Annotated in this window: 16 protein-coding genes, 2 tRNA genes and 2 rRNA genes; 14 read left to right on the top strand and 6 right to left on the bottom strand. The window is 43.1% G+C overall.

Annotation, left to right across the window (positions count from 1 at the left end; translation table 11 throughout):
• Positions 1–2: 2 nt before the first annotated feature.
• From yidD to rpmH, 3 genes are read right to left on the bottom strand one after another with little or no spacing between them, the layout of a single operon-like run.
• The gene (yidD, locus tag F895_RS00520; protein WP_005244794.1) at positions 3–323 is read right to left on the bottom strand and encodes a membrane protein insertion efficiency factor YidD; all 321 of its coding nucleotides are present in this window, start codon (positions 321–323) and stop codon (positions 3–5) included.
• Positions 324–332: 9 nt separating this feature from the next.
• Positions 333–728 carry a ribonuclease P protein component gene (gene rnpA, locus F895_RS00515; RefSeq protein ID WP_005244795.1) on the bottom strand — a complete coding sequence of 132 codons (396 nt, stop codon included), beginning with the start codon at positions 726–728 and terminating at the stop codon, positions 333–335.
• A 27-nt stretch (positions 729–755) separates the two neighbouring features.
• Positions 756–890, bottom strand: a complete 135-nt coding sequence (gene rpmH, locus F895_RS00510) for a 50S ribosomal protein L34 (protein ID WP_000831329.1) — start codon at positions 888–890, stop codon at positions 756–758.
• A 669-nt stretch (positions 891–1,559) separates the two neighbouring features.
• Here rpmH and dnaA point away from each other — a divergent pair.
• From dnaA to gyrB, 4 genes are all read left to right on the top strand, one after another.
• Positions 1,560–2,954 (top strand): chromosomal replication initiator protein DnaA, encoded by a 1,395-nt coding sequence (dnaA, locus tag F895_RS00505; RefSeq protein ID WP_005244796.1) that lies wholly within the window; start codon positions 1,560–1,562, stop codon positions 2,952–2,954.
• Between the two features lie 90 nt (positions 2,955–3,044).
• Positions 3,045–4,193 (top strand): DNA polymerase III subunit beta, encoded by a 1,149-nt coding sequence (dnaN, locus tag F895_RS00500; protein ID WP_005244797.1) that lies wholly within the window; start codon positions 3,045–3,047, stop codon positions 4,191–4,193.
• A gap of 28 nt (positions 4,194–4,221) precedes the next feature.
• A complete protein-coding gene (gene recF, locus F895_RS00495; RefSeq protein ID WP_005244799.1) occupies positions 4,222–5,304 on the top strand; it encodes a DNA replication/repair protein RecF in 1,083 nt (360 codons plus the stop codon).
• A gap of 49 nt (positions 5,305–5,353) precedes the next feature.
• Positions 5,354–7,822 carry a DNA topoisomerase (ATP-hydrolyzing) subunit B gene (gyrB, locus tag F895_RS00490; RefSeq protein ID WP_005244801.1) on the top strand — a complete coding sequence of 823 codons (2,469 nt, stop codon included), beginning with the start codon at positions 5,354–5,356 and terminating at the stop codon, positions 7,820–7,822.
• A gap of 114 nt (positions 7,823–7,936) precedes the next feature.
• On the opposite strand, the gene F895_RS00485 is transcribed toward gyrB, so the two are convergent.
• Positions 7,937–8,494, bottom strand: coding sequence for a VTT domain-containing protein (locus F895_RS00485; protein ID WP_005244803.1), 558 nt, complete (start codon positions 8,492–8,494; stop codon positions 7,937–7,939).
• Between the two features lie 341 nt (positions 8,495–8,835).
• On the bottom strand, positions 8,836–10,764 hold the full coding sequence (locus F895_RS00480) for an ATP-binding cassette domain-containing protein (RefSeq protein WP_026040230.1): 1,929 nt from the start codon (positions 10,762–10,764) through the stop codon (positions 8,836–8,838).
• Between the two features lie 211 nt (positions 10,765–10,975).
• Between F895_RS00480 and F895_RS00475 the strand changes: the two genes are divergently transcribed.
• The 5 genes from F895_RS00475 to erpA all read left to right on the top strand — a co-directional run bounded on the left by F895_RS00475 (position 10,976) and on the right by erpA (position 16,155).
• Positions 10,976–11,983, top strand: coding sequence for a putative solute-binding protein (locus F895_RS00475; RefSeq protein WP_010590248.1), 1,008 nt, complete (start codon positions 10,976–10,978; stop codon positions 11,981–11,983).
• Positions 11,984–12,175: 192 nt separating this feature from the next.
• Positions 12,176–13,177 carry a putative solute-binding protein gene (locus F895_RS00470; RefSeq protein ID WP_005244811.1) on the top strand — a complete coding sequence of 334 codons (1,002 nt, stop codon included), beginning with the start codon at positions 12,176–12,178 and terminating at the stop codon, positions 13,175–13,177.
• 216 nt (positions 13,178–13,393) lie between these two features.
• Positions 13,394–14,401 (top strand): putative solute-binding protein, encoded by a 1,008-nt coding sequence (locus F895_RS00465; protein ID WP_005244813.1) that lies wholly within the window; start codon positions 13,394–13,396, stop codon positions 14,399–14,401.
• 290 nt (positions 14,402–14,691) lie between these two features.
• The gene (locus F895_RS00460; RefSeq protein ID WP_005244815.1) at positions 14,692–15,696 is read left to right on the top strand and encodes a putative solute-binding protein; all 1,005 of its coding nucleotides are present in this window, start codon (positions 14,692–14,694) and stop codon (positions 15,694–15,696) included.
• A 123-nt stretch (positions 15,697–15,819) separates the two neighbouring features.
• Positions 15,820–16,155 (top strand): iron-sulfur cluster insertion protein ErpA, encoded by a 336-nt coding sequence (gene erpA, locus F895_RS00455; RefSeq protein WP_005244817.1) that lies wholly within the window; start codon positions 15,820–15,822, stop codon positions 16,153–16,155.
• A 54-nt stretch (positions 16,156–16,209) separates the two neighbouring features.
• On the opposite strand, the gene F895_RS00450 is transcribed toward erpA, so the two are convergent.
• On the bottom strand, positions 16,210–17,343 hold the full coding sequence (locus F895_RS00450) for an anhydro-N-acetylmuramic acid kinase (protein ID WP_005244818.1): 1,134 nt from the start codon (positions 17,341–17,343) through the stop codon (positions 16,210–16,212).
• Positions 17,344–17,404: 61 nt separating this feature from the next.
• Here F895_RS00450 and tyrS point away from each other — a divergent pair, with 61 nt between their 5' ends.
• The 5 genes from tyrS to F895_RS0119170 form a co-directional block, all read left to right on the top strand.
• Complete coding sequence (tyrS, locus tag F895_RS00445) at positions 17,405–18,637, top strand: tyrosine--tRNA ligase (protein WP_010590246.1); 1,233 nt, start codon at positions 17,405–17,407, stop codon at positions 18,635–18,637.
• A 498-nt stretch (positions 18,638–19,135) separates the two neighbouring features.
• Positions 19,136–20,673 (top strand): 16S ribosomal RNA (locus tag F895_RS00440).
• Between the two features lie 59 nt (positions 20,674–20,732).
• Positions 20,733–20,809 (top strand) — tRNA-Ile (locus tag F895_RS00435).
• A 55-nt stretch (positions 20,810–20,864) separates the two neighbouring features.
• Positions 20,865–20,940: transfer RNA gene (locus F895_RS00430), tRNA-Ala, on the top strand.
• 400 nt (positions 20,941–21,340) lie between these two features.
• Positions 21,341–22,800: ribosomal RNA gene (locus F895_RS0119170) — 23S ribosomal RNA — on the top strand; the annotation flags it as partial.

Raw genomic sequence — 22,800 nt, forward strand, 5'->3', positions numbered from 1 at the left:
TATTATCCCAAATGGTTAGAGAGATTTTGCTTGAATAAACGATCACGAAAGGGTACAGCAACGTGATGCATTTGAGAATCTATTTGATGAAACGAAATAAAACGAAGTGCTTTGCGAGGAACTGGATCATAGCCTGAACCACCCCAAGGATGACAACAGCAAATTCGCTTAGTCGATAACCATACTCCTTTGACCGCACCATGCGTTTGCAATGCTTCAATTGCATATTGTGAGCAGGTAGGAATATAGCGACAACGAGGACCCAATAATGGACTAATTGCGATTTGGTAACATCTTATCAACCAATGCAGTAAACGTACCATTGGAGATCTCTAATTCTGGAGGGATGTCACAACGACTTTGGAATGCTTCTTTGCTAAACGTTGTAATTTTTGCCAAGCAAAATCTAATTGTTGATGTAATTCTTGATTTGCGATTGCTTCTATACCTACTTTAGGCATCACCACAATATCGATATCAGCATTAAATTGCGCTTGATGTAAACGGAAACTCTCCCGAGCAAGACGCTTTATTCGATTTCGTTCATGCGCGCGGCGTACTTTCTTCTTAGCAACGACAATACCCAAACGGCTTTTAGGCTGTTCAGTTAATTTTGCTAAAAAAAGGAAATGGGGCTGATGCACTTTAAAAAGCGCACCATCAAATACACTTTTATAATCTGCGGCACAACGAATACGAGATTCTGCGCCGAAACTGTAAAGTGTCATCACCCAAATCTGGTCAGCTTAACGGTATTAAACAGTTAAGCTATGACGACCTTTTGCACGACGACGAGCTAAAACTTGACGACCTGCTTTAGTAGCCATACGAGCGCGGAAACCATGAACGCGTTTACGCTTTAATTCAGATGGTTGGAAAGTACGTTTCATATCGAAACTCCCAAAATGATCTTTCTATAAAGGTCCGCGATTTTATTGTGCAATGTTTACGCTGTCAATGGAAAATCAAAAACTTTACATTTTGTTTGTTCTGTTTTGATGCAATAAAACTGCACTTAAACATTCTGCTTAATAGAAAACAAAAAATATACACAAGCTATCTATTTATATTATATCAACATTCAGCTATATTCACAGCTTACAGACAGGCTTATCAACAATCCATCTTCTAATTTAAATTTAATTCTTGGATTTTGAATTTAAATTTCGATATGCTCAGTTATCCACAATTTGCTTAAACCCTATAAGTAAATTCAAATTTTAAAATTTAAATTTATTCTTATTAGTATGGATTTATTCTGTGGAAAGTGATGTTTTTCTATAAATAAACATAGAGTTATGGTGTGGATAACCATGTTTTTATCAATTTTATAAATTGTGGATAACTTTAGGGTTAAAACTATCCACAGCTTGTGCAAAAAGTTATACACAAGTGGTTTTAAATTTGAATTTATAAACGAATGCTTTCTTTTTCAGCAAAAGTCTCATAAATTTGCCTGACAGATGTGGATAACTTGGTTAGAATGGCGACCCCTTCGAAAGATGGGTGTGGTGATTTTTATTTTTTGAATTTAAAAATGGATGGAATAGGGGATGCACATGCTCTGGACAGACTGCTTAACTCGCTTGCGACAAGAGCTCTCTGATAACGTCTTTGCGATGTGGATTCGTCCTTTAGTTGCCGAAGAGGTTGATGGTGTGATGCGTTTATACGCACCAAACCCTTATTGGACACGCTATATTCAAGATAACCATTTAGAACTGATTGCTATTCTTGCTGAACAACTCTCTGAAGGCCGAGTTCGTCAGGTTGAAATTCTGGTTGATTCGCGTCCAGGCACAATTTTGTCTTCTAATGAGCAACCTGCGACCACCACAGCTGCACTGAGCACGCCTGTTGCCACGCCAGTAAAAGTGAAAAAAGAATCCGATTTAGTACAACCTAGTCAAAATGTCACAAAAATACCTAAGAAAAGACAACTCAATCCACTATTTACCTTTTCTTTATTTGTTGAAGGCCGTTCCAATCAAATGGCCGCTGAAACGTGTCGTAAAGTCTTAACCCAATTGGGGGCATCTCAGCACAATCCTTTGTTTCTCTATGGTCCAACAGGTTTGGGTAAAACACACTTGATGCAAGCGGTGGGTAATGCGCTATTACAAGCCAAACCAAATGCACGTGTGATGTATATGACCTCTGAAAGTTTTGTGCAGGACTTTGTCAGTTCTTTACAAAAAGGTAAGGTTGAAGAATTTAAGAAAAATTGTCGTTCTTTAGATTTACTCTTGGTCGATGATATTCACTTACTCGCTGGAAAAGAGGCAAGTCTTGTTGAATTCTTCTATACTTTCAATGCCTTACTGGATGAATCCAAGCAAATTATTTTAACTTCAGACCGTTATCCCAAAGAGCTGACTGAACTTGATCCACGTTTGGTGTCTCGTTTTTCATGGGGTTTATCCGTTGGCGTTGAACCCCCTGATATTGAAACCCGTATCGAAATTTTGCTGAAAAAAGCAGAAAATAGCGGTGTAGATTTGCCGCGAAACTGTGCTTTATTTATTGCTCAACAAGTCGTTGCCAACGTACGTGAGCTTGAAGGAGCGTTGAATAAAGTAGTGGCGATTTCACGTTTCAAAGGCACAGTCATTGATTTGGATGTGGTCCGTGAGTCTTTGAAAGATGTCCTGGCGATTCGTGCACGCACCATCAGTGTGGAAAATATCCAGCGGGTGGTGAGTGAATATTTCCGTATTCCGCTGAAAGAATTGATTGGACCAAAACGTACGCGTATTTATGCGCGCCCACGTCAGCTCGCCATGGGGCTTGCACGTGAATTAACAGGGGATAGCTTTCCTGAAATTGGGATGGCGTTTGGTGGTCGAGACCATAGTACCGTGATGCATGCTTGTGAAAAAGTAGTCAGTTTGCGGGAAGAAGACCCTATTTTTAATGAAGACTATAAAAACTTACTTCGTCTGTTACAAAGTTAATCTATTTTTCAGAGTTGCAAACTGCTTTTAAGTGCAGCATAGTACACTGCTAACATTCATATCGGCTTCTGTTGTAAGAGGAATAAAATCGTGCGTTTGAAAATCGCTAAAGAAAGTTTAGTCAATGTTTTATCCCATGTGGTGGGGGCTGTAGAGCGCCGTCATACCTTGAATATTCTTTCAAATGTCAAAATTCAAACCACGCAACAGGCCTTAACCATTACAGGTTCTGATTTAGAAGTCGAATTGGTTGCAAGCACCACGTTAGCTGAAGGTGCTTGTTTGGAAGCAGGTGAAACCACGGTTCCTGCACGTAAACTGGTCGAAATTTGTAAATCTCTTCCAACAGCAGCCTTGATTGACTTACAAATTACAGAAGATCAGCGTTGTATTTTAAAATCGGGGAACAGCCGTTTTGTGCTGGGAACGCTTCCAGCAGAAGATTATCCCTTACTCACCACTGAAAATAGCCAAGGTACGCAAGTACAGGTGACGCAACGTGAGTTAAAGCGTTTATTTGAGAAAACAGCCTTTGCGATGGCGGTTCAGGATGTCCGTTTTTACCTGACGGGAACCTTGCTGGAAATTGATCAAAATCAATTGCGTACAGTAACAACCGATGGGCACCGTCTCGCTTTATGTGAAGTGTTGGCTTCATCAAATGCATCGGCACCGATTCAAGCGATTGTGCCACGTAAAGCCGTGGGTGAATTGCAGCGCTTACTGAGTATTGAAGATGAACAACTGACCTTGCTGATTGGTCGTGAATTATTAAATGTGACCATTAACACTCCAAGCCGCGATAAAGAGCAAGGGGAGATTACGGTTCGCTTCACGACTAAATTGATTGATGGTAAATTCCCTGATTATCGCCGTGTGATCCCGAAAGGGGGGGATAAACATGTCTTTATTGCGCATGATGTGTTTAAACAGTCACTACAACGTGTTGCGATCTTGAGTAATGAAAAATTACGTGGTGTGTTCTTGAATTTTAATCAGGATTCATTGCAATTGCGTGCCAACAACCCTGAACAAGATGAAGCGGTTGAAGATTTGGCAATCCAATATCAAGATGCACCATTAGAAATGTCATTTAATGCACAATACATTCTTGATGTATTGAGTGTGCTGGATGGTGATGATGTAAAAATGAGCATGACTGAAGCCAATCAATCGGTATTGGTGCAAGATCCAGCCCATCCAGATCAGACCTATGTTGTGATGCCGATGCGTGTTTAATCGGGATTGATGATTTGAGTTTTTAAGTATGCAAATCACGCGTTTAAATATCGAACGTGTACGTAATTTAAAGGCGGCTGCACTCCATGAGTTGCAACCGTTTAATATTTTTTACGGGGCCAATGGCTCTGGAAAAACCTCAATTCTAGAATCCATCCATTTATTGGCCACTGGGCGTTCATTTCGCACGCATATTCCTAAGCATTACATCCAGTATGAGGCCGGGGATGCGATTGTGTTTGCACAATCGGCCAGTGAGCGTATAGGCATGCAAAAGCTGGCTTCGGGTGAGCAACTGATCAAGGTCAATGGTGATACGATTGCCACCCAGGGGCAGTTGGCAAAATTATTGCCCTTACAGCATATTGACCCGCAAAGTACCGATATTATCGATCATGGGGCGAAACCTAGACGGCAATTACTGGATTGGTTGATGTTCCACGTGGAACCTGAGTTTTATTTTGCTTGGCAATACTATTCACGTGCCTTAAAGCAGCGTAATAGTTTGCTAAAAACACGGCGTCATCCAAGTCTGGCTGATCTAGAGCCGTGGAACAAAATGCTGAGTGATTATGGCGAAATTTTGCACTCGCAACGGGTGGCCATCGTCGAACAATGGAATCAGTTCTTCAAGGAAGATTTACAACAACTCCTGCCCGATATCGAGGTCGAGCTGGAATATAGCGCAGGCTTTCATACTGAACAGGGGTTGTTACAGGACTTGGTTCAGCAGCATCAAAAAGACTGTGATCGACGTTATACCGAGTATGGTCCGCATCGGGCAGATTTACGTCTAAAAACGCCCTTTGGCAATGCCGATGATGTACTGTCTCGGGGCCAAAAAAAGTTGTTAATCATGGCATTAAAACTGTCACAAATTGCAATGCTGCATGCGAGTAATAAGGAAACTGTGGTATTATTAGATGATCTGACAGCAGAGTTAGATTTGGCTGCACAACAACGTTTAATTGAGCGATTGAGTCAGTTAGGAAGTCAGGTTTTTATCACCACCTTAGACCATGCGTCGGTATTAAAACACTTACATGATTTGTCGATTTCCTTTCAATTGTTTCACGTTGTCCAAGGCCAAGTCAGTGTTGCTGCGCCATAATTTTATTTCCTCATCTTTGGATAGATTAGATATTTACTAGGGAGTAACCATGAGTTCAGAGTCTCAATCAGTCTCTCAAACAGAACAAACAAATGAAAAGGCTTATGATTCCTCTAGTATTAAAGTATTACGTGGATTAGACGCGGTTCGTAAACGTCCTGGCATGTATATCGGTGACACCGATGACGGTACAGGTTTGCACCATATGGTGTTTGAGGTGGTGGATAATGCCATCGATGAAGCGCTCGCAGGTCACTGTGACGAGATCCTGGTTACCATTCATGAAGATGAATCGGTTAGTGTATCGGACAATGGTCGCGGTATTCCAACCGATATTCACCCTGAAGAAGGGGTGTCTGCGGCAGAGGTGATTCTGACCATTCTGCATGCAGGTGGTAAGTTCGATGACAACAGTTATAAAGTGTCGGGCGGTTTACACGGTGTCGGTGTTTCGGTTGTTAATGCTTTATCTAAAAAATTGCATTTGACCATTCATCGTGCGGGTCAGGTTCATGAACAAGAATATGCACATGGTGATCCGCAATATCCGTTAAAAGTTGTCGGTGAAACCGATACATCGGGAACTACTGTTCGTTTCTGGCCAAGTGAACTCACGTTCAGCCAAACCATTTTTAGTGTAGATATCTTGGCACGTCGTTTACGAGAGTTGTCTTTCCTGAACGCAGGGGTTCGTATCGTCTTGCGTGACGAGCGCGTTAACCTTGAGCATGTTTACGATTATGAAGGTGGTTTATCAGAGTTCGTTAAATATATTAACGAAGGTAAAACCCATCTCAATGAAATTTTCCACTTCACTACAGATGCAGACAACGGCATCGGTGTCGAAGTGGCATTGCAGTGGAACGATAGCTATCAAGAGAATGTTCGTTGCTTTACCAACAATATTCCGCAAAAAGATGGCGGTACTCACCTTGCAGGTTTCCGTGCGGCATTGACCCGTGGCTTAAACAGCTACATGGAAAATGAAAGCTTACTGAAAAAAGAAAAAGTGGCTGTGACTGGTGATGATGCACGTGAAGGTTTAACTGCAATCATTTCAGTAAAAGTGCCAGATCCAAAATTCTCTTCACAAACCAAAGAAAAACTGGTGTCGAGTGAAGTCAAACCTGCGGTCGAGCAGGCGATGAACAAAGAGTTTTCGGCTTATTTGCTTGAAAACCCGCAAGCGGCGAAATCAATCGCTGGCAAGATTATTGATGCAGCACGTGCGCGTGATGCCGCTCGTAAAGCACGTGAAATGACACGTCGTAAGAGCGCTCTAGATATCGCAGGCCTGCCAGGTAAATTGGCAGACTGTCAGGAAAAAGATCCAGCATTGTCTGAACTTTATCTGGTCGAGGGTGACTCTGCGGGTGGTAGTGCGAAACAAGGGCGTAACCGTAAAATGCAGGCTATTTTACCGTTGAAAGGAAAGATCCTGAACGTTGAACGCGCGCGTTTTGACAAGATGATTTCCAGTCAGGAAGTGGGAACTTTAATTACCGCTTTGGGCTGTGGTATCGGGCGTGAAGAATACAACCCAGACAAATTGCGTTATCACAAAATCATCATCATGACCGATGCGGACGTGGATGGTTCACATATTCGTACCTTGTTATTGACCTTCTTCTTCCGTCAAATGCCTGAGTTGGTTGAACGTGGTTATATTTATATTGCACAGCCGCCATTGTATAAGTTGAAGAAAGGCAAGCAAGAACAGTACATCAAAGATAATGATGCACTTGAAACTTACTTGATCTCAAATGCGATTGATGAATTAGCATTACATGTGAGCGCTGAGGCACCTGCGATTAATGGTTCTGCGTTGGCAAGTGTGATTGCCGATTATCAGGTATCGCAAAAGAGTTTACAGCGCCTAACGCAACGTTATCCAGCAAGTTTACTGGATGGCTTACTTGAGCTGGATGCATTCAAAGCCGATCATAACCATGAACGTGATTATGTTGAATCATGGGCAGAGCAATTACGTGTTGCAATTGAAAAATTACAGCCGAGCTTACGTCCTGAAATTAGCTTAGAAGCGTTTGAGCGTGAAAATGCACAAGGTGAGAAGTCGGCACATTATTGGCCACGTGTCACCGTATATGTACATAATTTGCCGCATTCGTATTTATTGGATGCTGGTCTGTTAAATTCTGCTGAATATGCGCGTTTGCTGAAAAACTCGAAGAGCTGGTTTAAATTGTTGGAAGAGGGTGCTTATCTTCAAAAAGGTGATCGTCGTATTCAGGTCAGCAATTTCCACCAGGTGTGGCAGCATATTTTACAAGACTCGCGTCGTGGCATGATGATCCAACGCTATAAAGGCTTGGGCGAGATGAATGCCGAGCAGCTTTGGGAAACTACCATGGATCCTGAAAACCGTAATATGTTGCAAGTGACCATTGATGATGCGATTGAAGCAGATCGCATGTTCTCCTGCTTGATGGGGGATGATGTTGAACCACGTCGTGCCTTTATTGAAGAAAATGCCCTGAATGCGGATATTGATGCTTAATTGTATGCAGCATCTGTTTTACATATTCTCAATCTAAATAAAAAAAGCGATGATTATTCATAATCATCGCTTTTTTTATACCCTAAGTTTCACGTGGAACCTATGAATGCGTGGTTAGTTTTCCACAAAATCACTGACTTGAATTAAGGCGTGTCCAAAGAGATATCCCGCAGTGACCAGAACACTAATCCAAAGTAAAGCACCCAGAATGTTATAGATCACAAAATGGGTGTAATTCATATTGCTTGAACCTGCTGCCAGAGGTGCAAATGAGCGTGCAAAAGGAATAAAACGAGCCAGTAAAATGGTTTTGCCGCCGTGTTTCAAGAAGAACACATTGGTCTTTTGTAGATATTCCTGCTTAATAAAGCGTGATTTTACGTTGAAAATACGATCACCAAAATGTCGACCGATATGATAGTTCACCATATAGCCCAGTGCTGCTGCAAAAAATAGGAGAGTGATCATATAGCCGAGATGCATGATTTCTACAACAGAGCACAAAGCGCCTACGGTGAGTAATAGACTGTCACCTGGTAAAAAAAACATAAACACAAAGGCGGTTTCTGAAAAAATAATCAGAAAAAGGATGGCATAAATCCATAAACCGTACTCTTGAACCAAAACTGGCAGAATATGTTCAAAATTAAAAAGAAAATCTAAAGAATTCATTCAGTTTGTATGATCCAAAATAGAGTACTCACCAAATTAAAGTACAAAAAATGTGAATTGAATTTAACCCTCGGGATTCATTCATCAGTTATAAATTTACCACAGTAGGGCTGAGTATATCGAGCCTGACACTAAAGCTCAATTTTCTGAGAAAGTTCCAGTTTTCACCTTATCCTAAATTCTCGACAAATTCATGACATTTTTAATGATATTCATAGTGTTTTTAAGTATCCAAAGCCTGTTTTGAGACCATAAATTGGATGATTCTGTTTAAACAAATGACCTTAAAAGATGTGATTCATACAGCTCAAAATACTTCGCTGCATGAATCATAGGGCAGTTTAATCTACAAATGAGCCTTCTAACGCTTCAAGCTCCATCATCAACTCTAAAAGCTGTTCTTCATGCTGTCCTAATTTGGCTTTCAGCTCAGTTTGTTCGTTCATGAGCTTGATTAAATCCTCTTTGCGGTTGGCTTCGTACAAGGCGCTATCTGCTAAAGTATTTTCTATCTCAGTTAAACGTGGCTGAACTTTTTCAATCTGAGCTTCGACTTTTTCGATATTTTTTCGAATTGGTCGGGTCATTTCACGGCGCCGAGCCGCTTCTTTACGTTGGGCTTCTTTATCTACTTTTGTGGCAGAGGCATGTGGGGCTGCACTTTGTTGCTGTAAGGCATTTTGCGCATTGATCTGTTGCTGACGCGCTTCACGTAACCACTTGGCATAGTCTTGTAAATCACCTTCAAACTCGCTGCATTGACCTGCATGTACTAATAATAAGTCATCACAGACACTGGCAATTAACTGGCGTTCATGTGATACCAACACCACAGCGCCTTCAAAGTCTTGTAGTGCCATGGTCAGCGCAAGGCGCATATCCAAGTCTAAATGGTTAGTTGGTTCGTCCAGAATCAAGACATTTGGACGTTGCCATACGATCAATGCCAAGGCTAAACGGGCGCGCTCACCCCCAGAGAAGCTCTCACATGGCGTATCCATACGCTCACCACTAAAGCCAAACCCGCCTAAAAAGGCGCGTAATGCGGCCTCACTGATCTGCTTGTCAGCAATACGCGCCAATTGCAACATTGGACTGGCATGGGCATCAAGGGCATCCATTTGATGCTGAGCAAAATAACCAATATTGAGGAGTTCTGAGGCCTTACGTTCACCTGCAAGTAGCGGTAAATCACCGACTAAGCTTTTGATCAAGGTGGATTTACCTGCGCCGTTCATTCCGAGTAAACCGATTCGGGAGCTTGGAGTAATTTGCAGGCGAATTTTCTCGGCAATCATCTTATCGCCGTAGCCTATGGTTGCAGCCTCTAAGCTCAACAATGGCGAACTCATTTTGGTCGGTTCGCGGAAGCTAAAAGTAAATGGAGTATCAACGTGCGCAGGCGCCAGTTGCTGCATCCGTTCCAATTGCTTAATCCGGCTTTGTGCTTGACGGGCTTTGGTGGCTTTGGCCTTAAAGCGGTCAATAAACTTCTGTAGATGGGCACGGGTTTCTTGCTGTTTTTCAAAAGCCTGTTGTTGTTGTGCTAAACGTTCACTACGGGTCGTTTCAAAAGTAGAATAATTGCCTGTATATAAGGTCAGTTCTTGGTTTTCGATATGCAATATATGATCGGTAATCGCATCTAAGAAATCTCGATCATGTGAAATCAGCACCAGTGTACCTTCATAAGCTTTGAGCCAGTCTTCTAACCACAAGATCGCATCCAAGTCCAAGTGGTTGGTTGGTTCATCCAGTAACAACAGGTCCGAACGGCTCATCAGGGTACGCGCCAAGTTCAAACGCATGCGCCATCCACCAGAAAAGCTTGCGACATTTAAACGGAGTTGATGATCAAGGAAACCTAGACCTGCCATAAGTTGCGCAGCTTTGGCAGGCGCAGCATAGCCATGAATCTCATCAAAACGACCATGCAGTTGAGCCAAATCATCATTACTGAGTTGATCAGGGTGTGCAAGTTTTTCTTGAATATCCCAATACTCTTCGTCACCTGACAGAACAAAATCAAGTGCTGGCATTTCCAGCGCTTTGATTTCCTGCGCCATATGCGCCACAGTCCAGACCGCGGGGCGGGTCAGATTACCTTCATCTGCAACCAAATCCCCTAAAAAGGCAGCAAATAAGGTGGATTTACCTGCACCATTGACGCCTGTAAGACCAATTTTCCAGCCTGGATGAAGCTGCATCGATGCTTTTTGAAATAGAACACGCCCACCGCGGCGTAATGAAACTTGGTCAAACTGGATCATGAGCATGCAAAATAGCGAATAGATAGCTGCATTTTAAGGTGATCGTTCATGAATGCAAATTTTTATATTGAAGATCAAGTTGTTTGAATTGAATTGCTCAACTCATCGAAAAGTAGAGTAATTGCTCTATTTTTGTGACCTAAATCAGATTAATATTTAAATTATATGAAAAATAAGCAACATGATTAAAAGATCGCAATGGGGTTTAAGGATGAACAAGGGAATTTGTGCATTGGCGACAATGCTGATTTTGGGGACATGCACAGACGTACAGGCAGTAACCAAGATATGTGTTTTTGATCTGTTAGGGAAGTCTGGCGAAGCCTACAAAGCCATGGAGGAGTGGTCATTGGCCGCGAAAGCATGGCATGGTGATACCTTACTGATCGGCTATCAGAATGAAGCACTGGCGGAAAATGATTTTGAGCAGGGTAAATGCGATGGTGTATATATGACTTCAATGCGCGCCCGTCGCTATAACAAGTTTGCGGGCTCGATTGATGCCATCGGTGCCGTACCCAGCTATGCCATTGCACAGAAGGCAATCAGTTTTGCTTTGGACAAGCGTAATCAGCGCCGTTTGATCAGTACTGTTGATCAAGAAAGCTATGAGGTTGCGGGCATTTCGCAAATCGGATTGGCTTATATTTTTGTTAAAGATAAGAAAATGAATACCATTGAGCAAATCAAAGGTAAAAAATTTGCTGTTCTCGGTTATGACGAAGCACAAAAGATCGTAGTTAAAAGTCTGGGAGGACAGGCGGTAGTTTCAGATATCTCGGATATTGCGAGAAAGTTTAATAATGCTCAGGCAGATATCATGGCAGCACCCGCCTATGCATACAAACCTTTAGAGTTATACAAGGGGCTGGGCAATGAAGGGGCGATTATTACCTTTCCTGCAGTGAATATGACCATGGACTTGATTATCCGTTCTGATAAGTTCTCGAATGCTTTTGGGCAGAATTCTCGTACATGGTTTCTGAATCGGTTGAATACCAATTTCAATCTGATTCAACGAATCGAAGCCGAATTACCTGCCAAATATAAAATCAATCTCAGCAATGAAGATAAAACCCGTTATCAGCAAATATTAAGAGAAGCGCGCATAGGACTGACCAAACGCGGGATTTATGATGCCAGCATGATGAGTGTGCTGAAGCGTGCGCGTTGTACTGTAGATCGGACCAATTTTGAATGTACGCTCGGCGGGGAATAAATAGCGGCTTTGGAGGATGAAACTGGCATTCAATGGCGCTCGGCTTGCATCAGATAAACTGTGATGGATTTGATTAAAATGTTGCAAAACCCGATGTATGTAGATAAAAGCACTATGATTTTAGCCAAAATCTGACTATATTGAATAGGCACTGATGGAAAATTGTGCAGAATAGCAAAAAGGGAAAACAAGATGAAAAAGGGACTTTGGGCATGCGGGGCGATAGCTCTATCTGTCATGTCGACTTCTGTTCAGGCAAAACAAGAAATTTGTGTTTTTGATTTATTAGGGAAGGCTGGGGAGTCTTATAAACTGATCGAGGAATGGAAACTTGCCTCTAAAACTTGGCAGGGCGATGTCGAGCTCATTCCCTATCAAGATGAAGCAAAAGCAGAACAAGATTTTGATGCAGGCAAATGTGATGCGGTCTACATGACCTCAATGCGTGCACGTAAATATAATAAATTTGCAGGTTCTGTCGATGCGGTTGGGGCCGTGACCAGTAATGCGATTGCGCAAAAAGCAATTAGCTATGTGCTGGACAAGCGTAACCAGCACCGTTTAACCGCCACTGTGAATGGAGATAAATTCGAAGTTGCGGGCATTATTCAGGTTGGCCTGGCTTATATCTTTGTACGAGATAAAAAGATCGATACCATTGAAAAGGCCAAAGGCAAAAAATTTGCTTATTTACACTATGACCAAGCCCAAAAAGCCATTGTGGAAAGTATTGATCTGGTGGCTGTACCTTCAGATATTTCAGATTTTGTAAAAAAGTTTAATAGCGGGCAAGTGGATGTAATCGCAGCACCTGCTTATGCCTATAAGCCTCTGGAAATCAGCAAAGGTTTAACCAATGGTGCATTATTTAATTTTCCTGTGGTCAATATCACAGGCGATTTGATTATTCGTCCTGCGAAATTCCCAAGTGGATTTGCTGCGCAATCTCGACAATGGTTTGTCAACAAGCTGCCAAGTAATTTTGCCATGGTACAACGTTTAGAAGCAGGAATGAATGCCAAAAAGATTACCTTGACCAATGAAGATAAGACCCGTTACCAAAAAATGTTACGGGACGGACGAATGAATTTAACCAAGCAAGGTGTGTACGATGCGAGTATGATGAATGTACTGAAACGTGCCCGCTGTACGGTTGAACGAACCAACTTTGAGTGTACTTTGAGTGGCGAATAAGAAAGGAGAACAGTGGCCCAGATATAAAACGATACACAAAGTGAGGCAGATATAACAAAATTGCCTAAGAAAATAATAGAAATGGATAAAAGAGGGTAAAAAATAAACAATCTGGTCATAAAAATAGAGTAGAAGCTCTATTTTTTTTCAAAAAACATGATTAATATTTGCTTCGAACAAGGAGACAAACATAAAGTTTGTGAAAGGATGAAAAATATGAAAAAAATTGCACTTGCTCTTGCAGCAACTTCGATCTTAGGTGTATCTGCTTCTACTCAGGCAGCAATTGATGTGTGTGTATTCGACTTATTAGGAAAGTCAGGTGAATCATACAAAATGATGCAAGACTGGGCACTCGCAGCAAAAGGCTGGGGCGCTGATGTCAACCTACTTGCAATCACGGATGAACAGGTTGCAGACAATAACTTTAAAGCGGGTAAATGTGCTGCTGTTGCGATGACAGCAATGCGTGCCCGTCCATATAACAAATTTGCAGGTTCAGTAGATTCATTGGGCGGTGCGCCAAGCAATGAAGTTGCACAGCGTGCAATTACTTATGTGTTAGATGCGCGTAATGCAGCAAAAATGACCACCAACTTAGGTGGCAATAAATATGAAGTTGCAGGTATTGCACCTTTAGGTGCGGCCTACATTTTCGTGCGCGACAAGAACATTAACTCAATTGAAAAGGCAGCAGGCAAAAAATTTGCAGTCTTGGGTTATGATGATGCACAAAAAATCATGGTTCAACGTATTGGTGCGCAAGCGGTACTTTCTGATATTTCTAACTTCGCTGCGAAATTCAACAATGGCCAGGTGGATATGGTTGGTGCACCTGCCTATGCTTACAAGCCATTGGAATTAAGCAAAGGTTTGGGTACAAACGGGGCGATGTTTAACTTCCCTGTTCTCCAAGTCACTGCGGATCTTGTTTTACGTCCAGAAAAATTCCCTGCTGGTTTTGGTCAAAAATCGCGTGATTACTTTGTGAAACAGCTTCCAAAAGCCTTTGCAATGATCAAACGCTATGAAGCTGAAATTCCAGCAAAATATAAAATGAACTTGACTGCTGAAGATACCTTGAAGTATCAAAAATTAATGCGTGACGGCCGTTTAGATATGACGAAACGTGGCATTTACGATGCAGGCATGATGTCTGTATTGAAGAAAGCGCGTTGTTCAGTAGATAAAGCAAACTTTGAATGTGCATTGCCTGGTGAATAATCAGAAATTGCAATAAAGCGTACTTAAAGCCTAGATTCATCTAGGCTTTTTGTTTTTTTGTAGATGTCATTTAAGCCATTGTCTTGTTTACTAAAGAGCAGGATCATAATTCAATATAACAATCCAAATGAAATCGTGAGATTTAAAAAATATGCTTTAATCAGGATGATTGGACGTGACGATTTTAAAACATTGATTCATGGGTAAACCGTATTTAAAGATATACCGCCAGTCTTTTGATTTTGGATGGAATGCAACAACAATCAGCATAGATGCAAAGGAAAAATAATATGCAATGGTTTAAAACTTTATTACTTGCGACTGGGATCGCTGCGGTATCTGCGGGTGCTCAGGCCAAACAAACAATTTGTGTATTTGATATCGTCGGTAAAAGTGGCGATGTCTATGCATTAATGAAGGATTATCAGCTCGCTGCAAAAACATGGGGTGCTGATATTGAGCTAAAAGTTGGAACCAATGAGGCCGTGATTGCAGAAGACTTTAAAGCAGGTAAATGTGATGGTGTCAGTATTACCGGAATGCGTGGTCGCCAATTTAATCAGTTTACGGGTTCATTGGATGCAATCGGGGCGATTACAGATCTTAAGCTCGCGGTAAAAGTTATGCAGGGTTTAGCTAGTCCAACATTTGCCAAAGCCATGGTCAATGGCAAATACGAAGTGGTTGGAGTGATCCCTGTGGGGGATGCCTATTTATTGGTGAATGACCGAAATATCAATACCGTGGCCAAGGCTGCAGGCAAGAAAATCGCCGTACTTGATTATGATGAAGCACAAAAAATTATGGCTTCACAAGTCGGCGCGCAAGCAGTCAGCTCAGATATTACCAACTTCGGTGCCAAGTTTAATAATGGTCAGGTTGATATTATTGGTGCACCAGCTGCAGCCTTTAAGCCTTTAGAGTTATATAAGGGGTTAGGAAGCAAAGGTGCGATTGTCAATTATCCGATTTTACAAGTGACAGGTAATCTAATTATCCGCCCTGAAAAATTCCCAGAAGGGTTTGGTCAAAAGTCGAGAGAGTGGGTTAAGGCCCAACTGCCACGTGCCTTTGGTATTCTAGGTAAGATGAAAGCCGATATTCCACAAAAATACTGGATGGAAGTACCTGCTGCAGATAAACCAGGCTATCAAAAGTTGATGCGCGAAGCACGGATCAATCTGACAGCAAAAGGAATTTACGACAAGCGTATGATGAAATTGTTATGGCAATTCCGTTGCCGTGAAGATGCCAAGAATTTTGAATGTGGCTTACAAGATGAGAACTATAAATAATCTTGTAAAAAGTGTTTGAGGAGACTTTAAAACTTCAAATACAGACCCGATATTGAGTATGCTATACTACATATCGGGTCTTTTATTTATGAAAGACGTATTGAAGTCTGAGGAATATCCATCATGAACGCCCAAGCTCTAGAATTGTCAGATAGTGCTGCTAACAAAGTTCGCCAACTACGCGAAAGTGAAGGGAATAACGACCTTATGTTACGTGTTTATGTAACAGGTGGGGGGTGTTCAGGGTTCTCTTATGGCTTTAACTTCGCTGAAAGCGTCAATGAAGATGATGCTGAATTTATGAATGGCGACGTTAAAATGCTGGTTGATTCACTCAGTTATCAATATCTTGTTGGGTCCGTAGTCGATTATTTGGAAGGGCTTGAAGGCTCTCGTTTTGTAGTTCAAAACCCGAATGCGACCACCACTTGTGGTTGTGGTTCATCGTTCTCGATTTAATAGATTTTTGCTGTAAAAAAAAGCTTCTCCAATTGAGAAGCTTTTTTTATGGCTTTAGACGACTGTAATAGTGCCGAGAATACGGTCACCCGATGCGCCTGTGACCGCAGGTAAGTTACCACTGAGCTGCTCGACGAAACGCATTGCCAGCCATGCAAATGCCGTGGCCTCTACCCATGTTGGGGCTAGGCCGAGCGCATCCGTGGTCTGAACTGACCAATGGTGCTTGCGCAAACGCCAACGGAGTTGCTCAAGTAAATGTGAGTTATAGGCACCGCCACCACAGACATAGATTTCCCCTGTCGGCATGCTTTCTTTACTGCGATAAATCGCTTTCTTAATGGCACGTGTGGTCAGTTTCATTAAGGTGGCCTGAACATTTTCGGGGGTATCTTCCAGCTCGTCATAGCCGAGATCATTGCGCCAATCACTGAGCTGTTCATCTAGCCATTCTAGGTTAAAGTCCTCGCGACCTGTACTCTTCGGAGGTTCTTTGGCAAAAAACTCATGGCTTTGCAAACGATCTAGTAATGAGCGAATGGGGTTGCCATAGGCCGCCCAGTCACCATTTTCATCATAAGGATGACCTGTATGGCGATGACACCAGCCATCCATCAAAATATTGGCAGGACCTGTATCAAAGCCATAAACGCCGTCTGCATTATTTGCAGGAAGCATACTGATATTGGCAATGCCACCTAAATTCAGGATCACACGATGAATACTGTCATGCTGAAATAAGGCTTGATGGAAAGCTGGAACTAAGGGTGCGCCTTGTCCCCCGGCGGCCATATCACGACGACGAAAATCAGAGACTACAGGTAGTTGGGTGATTTCAGTGATGATATTGGGGTCACCAATTTGTAAGGTAAAACCATGTTCTGGGCGATGACGAATGGTCTGCCCATGTGATCCAATCGCTTTAATCTGTGCTCGGTCTAAATTATTGTTTTCAATCAATTGATTGATGCCATGTCCAATCATTTGCGCCAAAGCCACATCGGCTTTGCCCATACGATCAATTTCATTGTCATCTGGCAGGGTTAAGGCCATCAGCTCATCACGTAAATCAGGCTCAAAAGGCACCGTTAGCGTGGCATGCAGCGTTAAAGGGTCGAATGAAGTTGCAACAATATCAACACCATCCATGCTCGTGCCTGTCATTACACCAATATAGATCGCGCTCATATACAACTTATCCTGCAAGATGCTGAAAAAATGTTAGTATATCGCACAAATTGAATAACTGATGTGTTTAGGTTTTGTGATGTCAAATTTCTTGCCAGCCGAAGAACAGCTTGCTCTCATTCAACGAGGCACGCACGAGATTATTTCTGAAGAAGATTTATTGAAAAAACTCAAAGAGAATCGTCCACTCCGAGTAAAAGCAGGCTTTGACCCTACGGCTCCAGATTTACACTTAGGCCATACGGTTCTAATTAACAAACTAAAAACTTTCCAAGATTTGGGACATGAAGTGACTTTCCTGATTGGTGACTATACCGCGATGATCGGTGATCCAACGGGCAAAAGTGCAACGCGTCCGCCGTTATCACAAGAACAGGTCATTGGCAATGCAAAAACCTACCAAGAACAAGTTTTTAAAATCCTAGATCCAAATAAAACCAAAGTCCGTTTTAACTCAGAATGGTTCAGTCAAAAAACCGCAGCTGATTTAATTCAGTTGGCAAGTCAGCAAACTGTATCGCGTATGCTAGAACGTGATGACTTTACCAAGCGCTATAATAACCATCAGCCGATCGCAATTCATGAGTTCCTGTATCCATTGGTTCAAGGTTATGACTCGATTGCGCTTGAAGCGGATGTAGAGTTAGGTGGAACAGACCAGACCTTTAACTTATTGATGGGTCGCACCTTACAAGGTCGCTATGGTCAAGAATCACAAGTCTGCATTACCGTGCCGATTCTTGAAGGTTTAGATGGCGTGAATAAGATGTCTAAATCTCTAGGCAACTATATTGGCGTATTTGACACCCCAGGTGCGATGTATCAAAAAATCTTGTCGATGCCAGATAGTTTGATTGAGCGTTACTTTGATTTACTCAGCTTTAAGTCACTTGATGAAATCAAAGTTTTGCTGGATGAAATGGCTGCAGGCCGTAACCCACAAGAAATCAAACGTATATTGGCACTTGAGTTGGTTGAACGTTTCCATGATGCAGAAGCGGCAGAAAATGCACATAAGAGTGCAGGGAATCGTGTAACTGAAGGTGAAGTACCAGAAGATACACCAGAAGTAACCATTTCTCGTGGCGAGTTTGGTGGAGAGTTATTTATTGCAACCATTCTTCGTGTGGCAGGTTTAAACCCGAATGCCGCTGCTGCTAAAGACGCCGTGGGTCGTGGTGCAGTTAAGGTCGACTGGAATGTGGTGGATATGAGCTACTCTGTAAAAGAGAATGTTACTTTAATCATTCAATCGGGTAAAAAAGCTATTGCACGTGTGACTTTTACTGATTAAATCGAAAAGAAAATAATAAAAAGCAGGCCATGAGCCTGCTTTTTATACGTAAATAGCTGATAAAAACAACGAAAACACCGATTTTGTAGAAAAAAGAAACATGCAAGAGAAAATAATAAAAAAGGGGGTTGCACCTGAACTGAAATACTGTAGAATGCACATCCATCGGCGGTGATGCAGATAAAAACTTGTTGAGAAACAAGGATTTGGCTGAAAAGGTTGGATTCTTGAGTTGATTGATAAGTTTACTAAATATCTAAATTACCTGTTGACTTTTAAGAAATTGAGAGTAATATAGCCGACCTAGCTTGATGATGACGAATCATCGAGAAGATCATTAAGAGAATAGAAGAACAACTTGTGTGGATTTTTACTAGTTGATCAATCGAAAATATTTCATTGATTGAAGAGTAGAAATTTCTCGAAGTTTATTTGAGCGAATTTTTAGTCAGAAAATTGATGAGCCAAGATTTGTAGCCATAAGCTACTAATGATTTTAAACTGAAGAGTTTGATCATGGCTCAGATTGAACGCTGGCGGCAGGCTTAACACATGCAAGTCGAGCGGGGAAGGGTAGCTTGCTACCTAACCTAGCGGCGGACGGGTGAGTAATGCTTAGGAATCTGCCATTTAGTGGGGGACAACATTCCGAAAGGAATGCTAATACCGCATACGTCCTACGGGAGAAAGCAGGGGATCTTCGGACCTTGCGCTAAATGATGAGCCTAAGTCGGATTAGCTAGTTGGTGGGGTAAAGGCCTACCAAGGCGACGATCTGTAGCGGGTCTGAGAGGATGATCCGCCACACTGGGACTGAGACACGGCCCAGACTCCTACGGGAGGCAGCAGTGGGGAATATTGGACAATGGGCGGAAGCCTGATCCAGCCATGCCGCGTGTGTGAAGAAGGCCTTTTGGTTGTAAAGCACTTTAAGCGAGGAGGAGGCTACCTGGATTAATACTCTAGGATAGTGGACGTTACTCGCAGAATAAGCACCGGCTAACTCTGTGCCAGCAGCCGCGGTAATACAGAGGGTGCGAGCGTTAATCGGATTTACTGGGCGTAAAGCGTGCGTAGGCGGCTTTTTAAGTCGGATGTGAAATCCCCGAGCTTAACTTGGGAATTGCATTCGATACTGGGAAGCTAGAGTATGGGAGAGGATGGTAGAATTCCAGGTGTAGCGGTGAAATGCGTAGAGATCTGGAGGAATACCGATGGCGAAGGCAGCCATCTGGCCTAATACTGACGCTGAGGTACGAAAGCATGGGGAGCAAACAGGATTAGATACCCTGGTAGTCCATGCCGTAAACGATGTCTACTAGCCGTTGGGGCCTTTGAGGCTTTAGTGGCGCAGCTAACGCGATAAGTAGACCGCCTGGGGAGTACGGTCGCAAGACTAAAACTCAAATGAATTGACGGGGGCCCGCACAAGCGGTGGAGCATGTGGTTTAATTCGATGCAACGCGAAGAACCTTACCTGGTCTTGACATAGTAAGAACTTTCCAGAGATGGATTGGTGCCTTCGGGAACTTACATACAGGTGCTGCATGGCTGTCGTCAGCTCGTGTCGTGAGATGTTGGGTTAAGTCCCGCAACGAGCGCAACCCTTTTCCTTATTTGCCAGCGGGTTAAGCCGGGAACTTTAAGGATACTGCCAGTGACAAACTGGAGGAAGGCGGGGACGACGTCAAGTCATCATGGCCCTTACGACCAGGGCTACACACGTGCTACAATGGTCGGTACAAAGGGTTGCTACCTAGCGATAGGATGCTAATCTCAAAAAGCCGATCGTAGTCCGGATTGGAGTCTGCAACTCGACTCCATGAAGTCGGAATCGCTAGTAATCGCGGATCAGAATGCCGCGGTGAATACGTTCCCGGGCCTTGTACACACCGCCCGTCACACCATGGGAGTTTGTTGCACCAGAAGTAGGTAGTCTAACCGTAAGGAGGACGCTTACCACGGTGTGGCCGATGACTGGGGTGAAGTCGTAACAAGGTAGCCGTAGGGGAACCTGCGGCTGGATCACCTCCTTAACGAAAGATTGGTGACTGGTAAGAATCCACAACAAGTTGTTCTTCGAAGATGTATCTGAGGGTCTGTAGCTCAGTTGGTTAGAGCACACGCTTGATAAGCGTGGGGTCACAAGTTCAAGTCTTGTCAGACCCACCAAATCTGATTGCAGTAGCTTAGATTGAAAGATATGTCGTTCATTAAGTGATAAGCTGGGGACTTAGCTTAGTTGGTAGAGCGCCTGCTTTGCACGCAGGAGGTCAGGAGTTCGACTCTCCTAGTCTCCACCATGAATTAAAAGAGTTTGTAAGAACGAAATTAATTCAAAGCTAAGAAGATTATAGAGTTTAGTGAATACAGTCCAAGTTGACTGGTTTATTAATCTCTGTGATTTATCACAGTTTACTACGCACCGACGAGGTGGTAGTTAATCATTAACAGATTAGTAGAATTGAGTCTGAAATAAATTGTTCAAACTCGATTAATTTGACACTAACGGTAATACGTAAGTATTTCAGTTAGATGAAGAGTTAATCTGAGAACTAGCAAAAACACTGAATCAAGCGTTTTGGTATATGAATTTAGATTGAAGCTGTACAGTGCTTAAATGCACAGACAACGAATCAGTAGCAATTAAGTTTGCAACGATAACACTCACTTGTATGTGTTAGCGACTGTTTGGGGTTGTATAGTCAAGTAATTAAGTGCATGTGGTGGATGCCTTGGCAGTCAGAGGCGATGAAAGACGTGATAGCCTGCGAAAAGCTCCGGGGAGGCGGCAAATATCCTTTGATCCGGAGATTTCTGAATGGGGGAACCCACCCGCTATAAGGCGGGTATCATAAGCTGAATACATAGGCTTATGAAGCGAACGAGGGGAAGTGAAACATCTCAGTACCCTTAGGAAAAGAAATCAATTGAGATTCCCTTAGTAGCGGCGAGCGAACGGGGAGCAGCCCATTAAGTTGTGTGTGTTCTAGTGGAACGCTCTGGGAAGTGCGAACGTAGAGGGTGATATTCCCGTACACGAAAGGGCACACACAATGATGACGAGTAGGGCGAGGCACGTGAAACCTTGTCTGAATATGGGGGGACCATCCTCCAAGGCTAAATACTCCTGACTGACCGATAGTGAACCAGTACCGTGAGGGAAAGGCGAAAAGAACCCCTGTGAGGGGAGTGAAATAGATCCTGAAACCGCATGCATACAAGCAGTGGGAGCCGACTAGTTCGGTGACTGCGTACCTTTTGTATAATGGGTCAGCGACTTATATTCAGTAGCAAGGTTAACCGCATAGGGGAGCCGTAGAGAAATCGAGTCTTAATAGGGCGTTTAGTTGCTGGGTATAGACCCGAAACCAGGCGATCTATCCATGAGCAGGTTGAAGGTTGGGTAACACTAACTGGAGGACCGAACCCACTGTCGTTGAAAAGCCAGGGGATGACTTGTGGATAGGGGTGAAAGGCTAATCAAGCCTGGTGATAGCTGGTTCTCCCCGAAAGCTATTTAGGTAGCGCCTCGGACGAATACCATTGGGGGTAGAGCACTGTTTCGGCTAGGGGGTCATCCCGACTTACCAAACCGATGCAAACTCCGAATACCAATGAGTACTATCCGGGAGACAGACTGCGGGTGCTAACGTCCGTAGTCAAGAGGAAAACAATCCAGACCGCCAGCTAAGGCCCCAAAATCATAGTTAAGTGGGAAACGATGTGGGAAGGCATAGACAGCTAGGAGGTTGGCTTAGAAGCAGCCACCCTTTAAAGAAAGCGTAATAGCTCACTAGTCGAGTCGGCCTGCGCGGAAGATGTAACGGGGCTAAAACTATGTGCCGAAGCTGCGGATTTGACTTTAAGTCAAGTGGTAGGGGAGCGTTCTGTAAGCCGATGAAGGTGTATTGAGAAGTATGCTGGAGGTATCAGAAGTGCGAATGCTGACGTGAGTAACGACAAAACGGGTGAAAAACCCGTTCGCTGAAAGACCAAGGGTTCCAGTCCAACGTTAATCGGGGCTGGGTGAGTCGACCCCTAAGGCGAGGCCGAGAGGCGTAGTCGATGGGAAATTGGTTAATATTCCAATACTTCTGTGTAATGCGATGAGAGGACGGAGAAGGTTAAGTCAGCCTGGCGTTGGTTGTCCAGGTGGAAGG

This window comes from Acinetobacter sp. CIP 64.2 (assembly GCF_000369645.1).
Lineage (GTDB): Bacteria > Pseudomonadota > Gammaproteobacteria > Pseudomonadales > Moraxellaceae > Acinetobacter.

What these genes read in the sequence shown, in the direction of transcription:
- rnpA (WP_005244795.1), bottom strand. Translation starts at nt 728, where the DNA reads ATGACACTTTACAGTTTCGGCGCAGAATCTCGTATTCGTTGTGCCGCA.
- erpA (WP_005244817.1), top strand. Translation starts at nt 15,820, where the DNA reads ATGAACGCCCAAGCTCTAGAATTGTCAGATAGTGCTGCTAACAAAGTT.
- recF (WP_005244799.1), top strand. Translation starts at nt 4,222, where the DNA reads ATGCAAATCACGCGTTTAAATATCGAACGTGTACGTAATTTAAAGGCG.
- tyrS (WP_010590246.1), top strand. Translation starts at nt 17,405, where the DNA reads ATGTGTTTAGGTTTTGTGATGTCAAATTTCTTGCCAGCCGAAGAACAG.
- gyrB (WP_005244801.1), top strand. Translation starts at nt 5,354, where the DNA reads ATGAGTTCAGAGTCTCAATCAGTCTCTCAAACAGAACAAACAAATGAA.
- F895_RS00485 (WP_005244803.1), bottom strand. Translation starts at nt 8,494, where the DNA reads ATGAATTCTTTAGATTTTCTTTTTAATTTTGAACATATTCTGCCAGTT.
- F895_RS00480 (WP_026040230.1), bottom strand. Translation starts at nt 10,764, where the DNA reads ATGATCCAGTTTGACCAAGTTTCATTACGCCGCGGTGGGCGTGTTCTA.
- rpmH (WP_000831329.1), bottom strand. Translation starts at nt 890, where the DNA reads ATGAAACGTACTTTCCAACCATCTGAATTAAAGCGTAAACGCGTTCAT.
- F895_RS00475 (WP_010590248.1), top strand. Translation starts at nt 10,976, where the DNA reads ATGAACAAGGGAATTTGTGCATTGGCGACAATGCTGATTTTGGGGACA.
- yidD (WP_005244794.1), bottom strand. Translation starts at nt 323, where the DNA reads ATGGTACGTTTACTGCATTGGTTGATAAGATGTTACCAAATCGCAATT.
- F895_RS00470 (WP_005244811.1), top strand. Translation starts at nt 12,176, where the DNA reads ATGAAAAAGGGACTTTGGGCATGCGGGGCGATAGCTCTATCTGTCATG.
- F895_RS00450 (WP_005244818.1), bottom strand. Translation starts at nt 17,343, where the DNA reads ATGAGCGCGATCTATATTGGTGTAATGACAGGCACGAGCATGGATGGT.
- F895_RS00465 (WP_005244813.1), top strand. Translation starts at nt 13,394, where the DNA reads ATGAAAAAAATTGCACTTGCTCTTGCAGCAACTTCGATCTTAGGTGTA.
- F895_RS00460 (WP_005244815.1), top strand. Translation starts at nt 14,692, where the DNA reads ATGCAATGGTTTAAAACTTTATTACTTGCGACTGGGATCGCTGCGGTA.
- dnaA (WP_005244796.1), top strand. Translation starts at nt 1,560, where the DNA reads ATGCTCTGGACAGACTGCTTAACTCGCTTGCGACAAGAGCTCTCTGAT.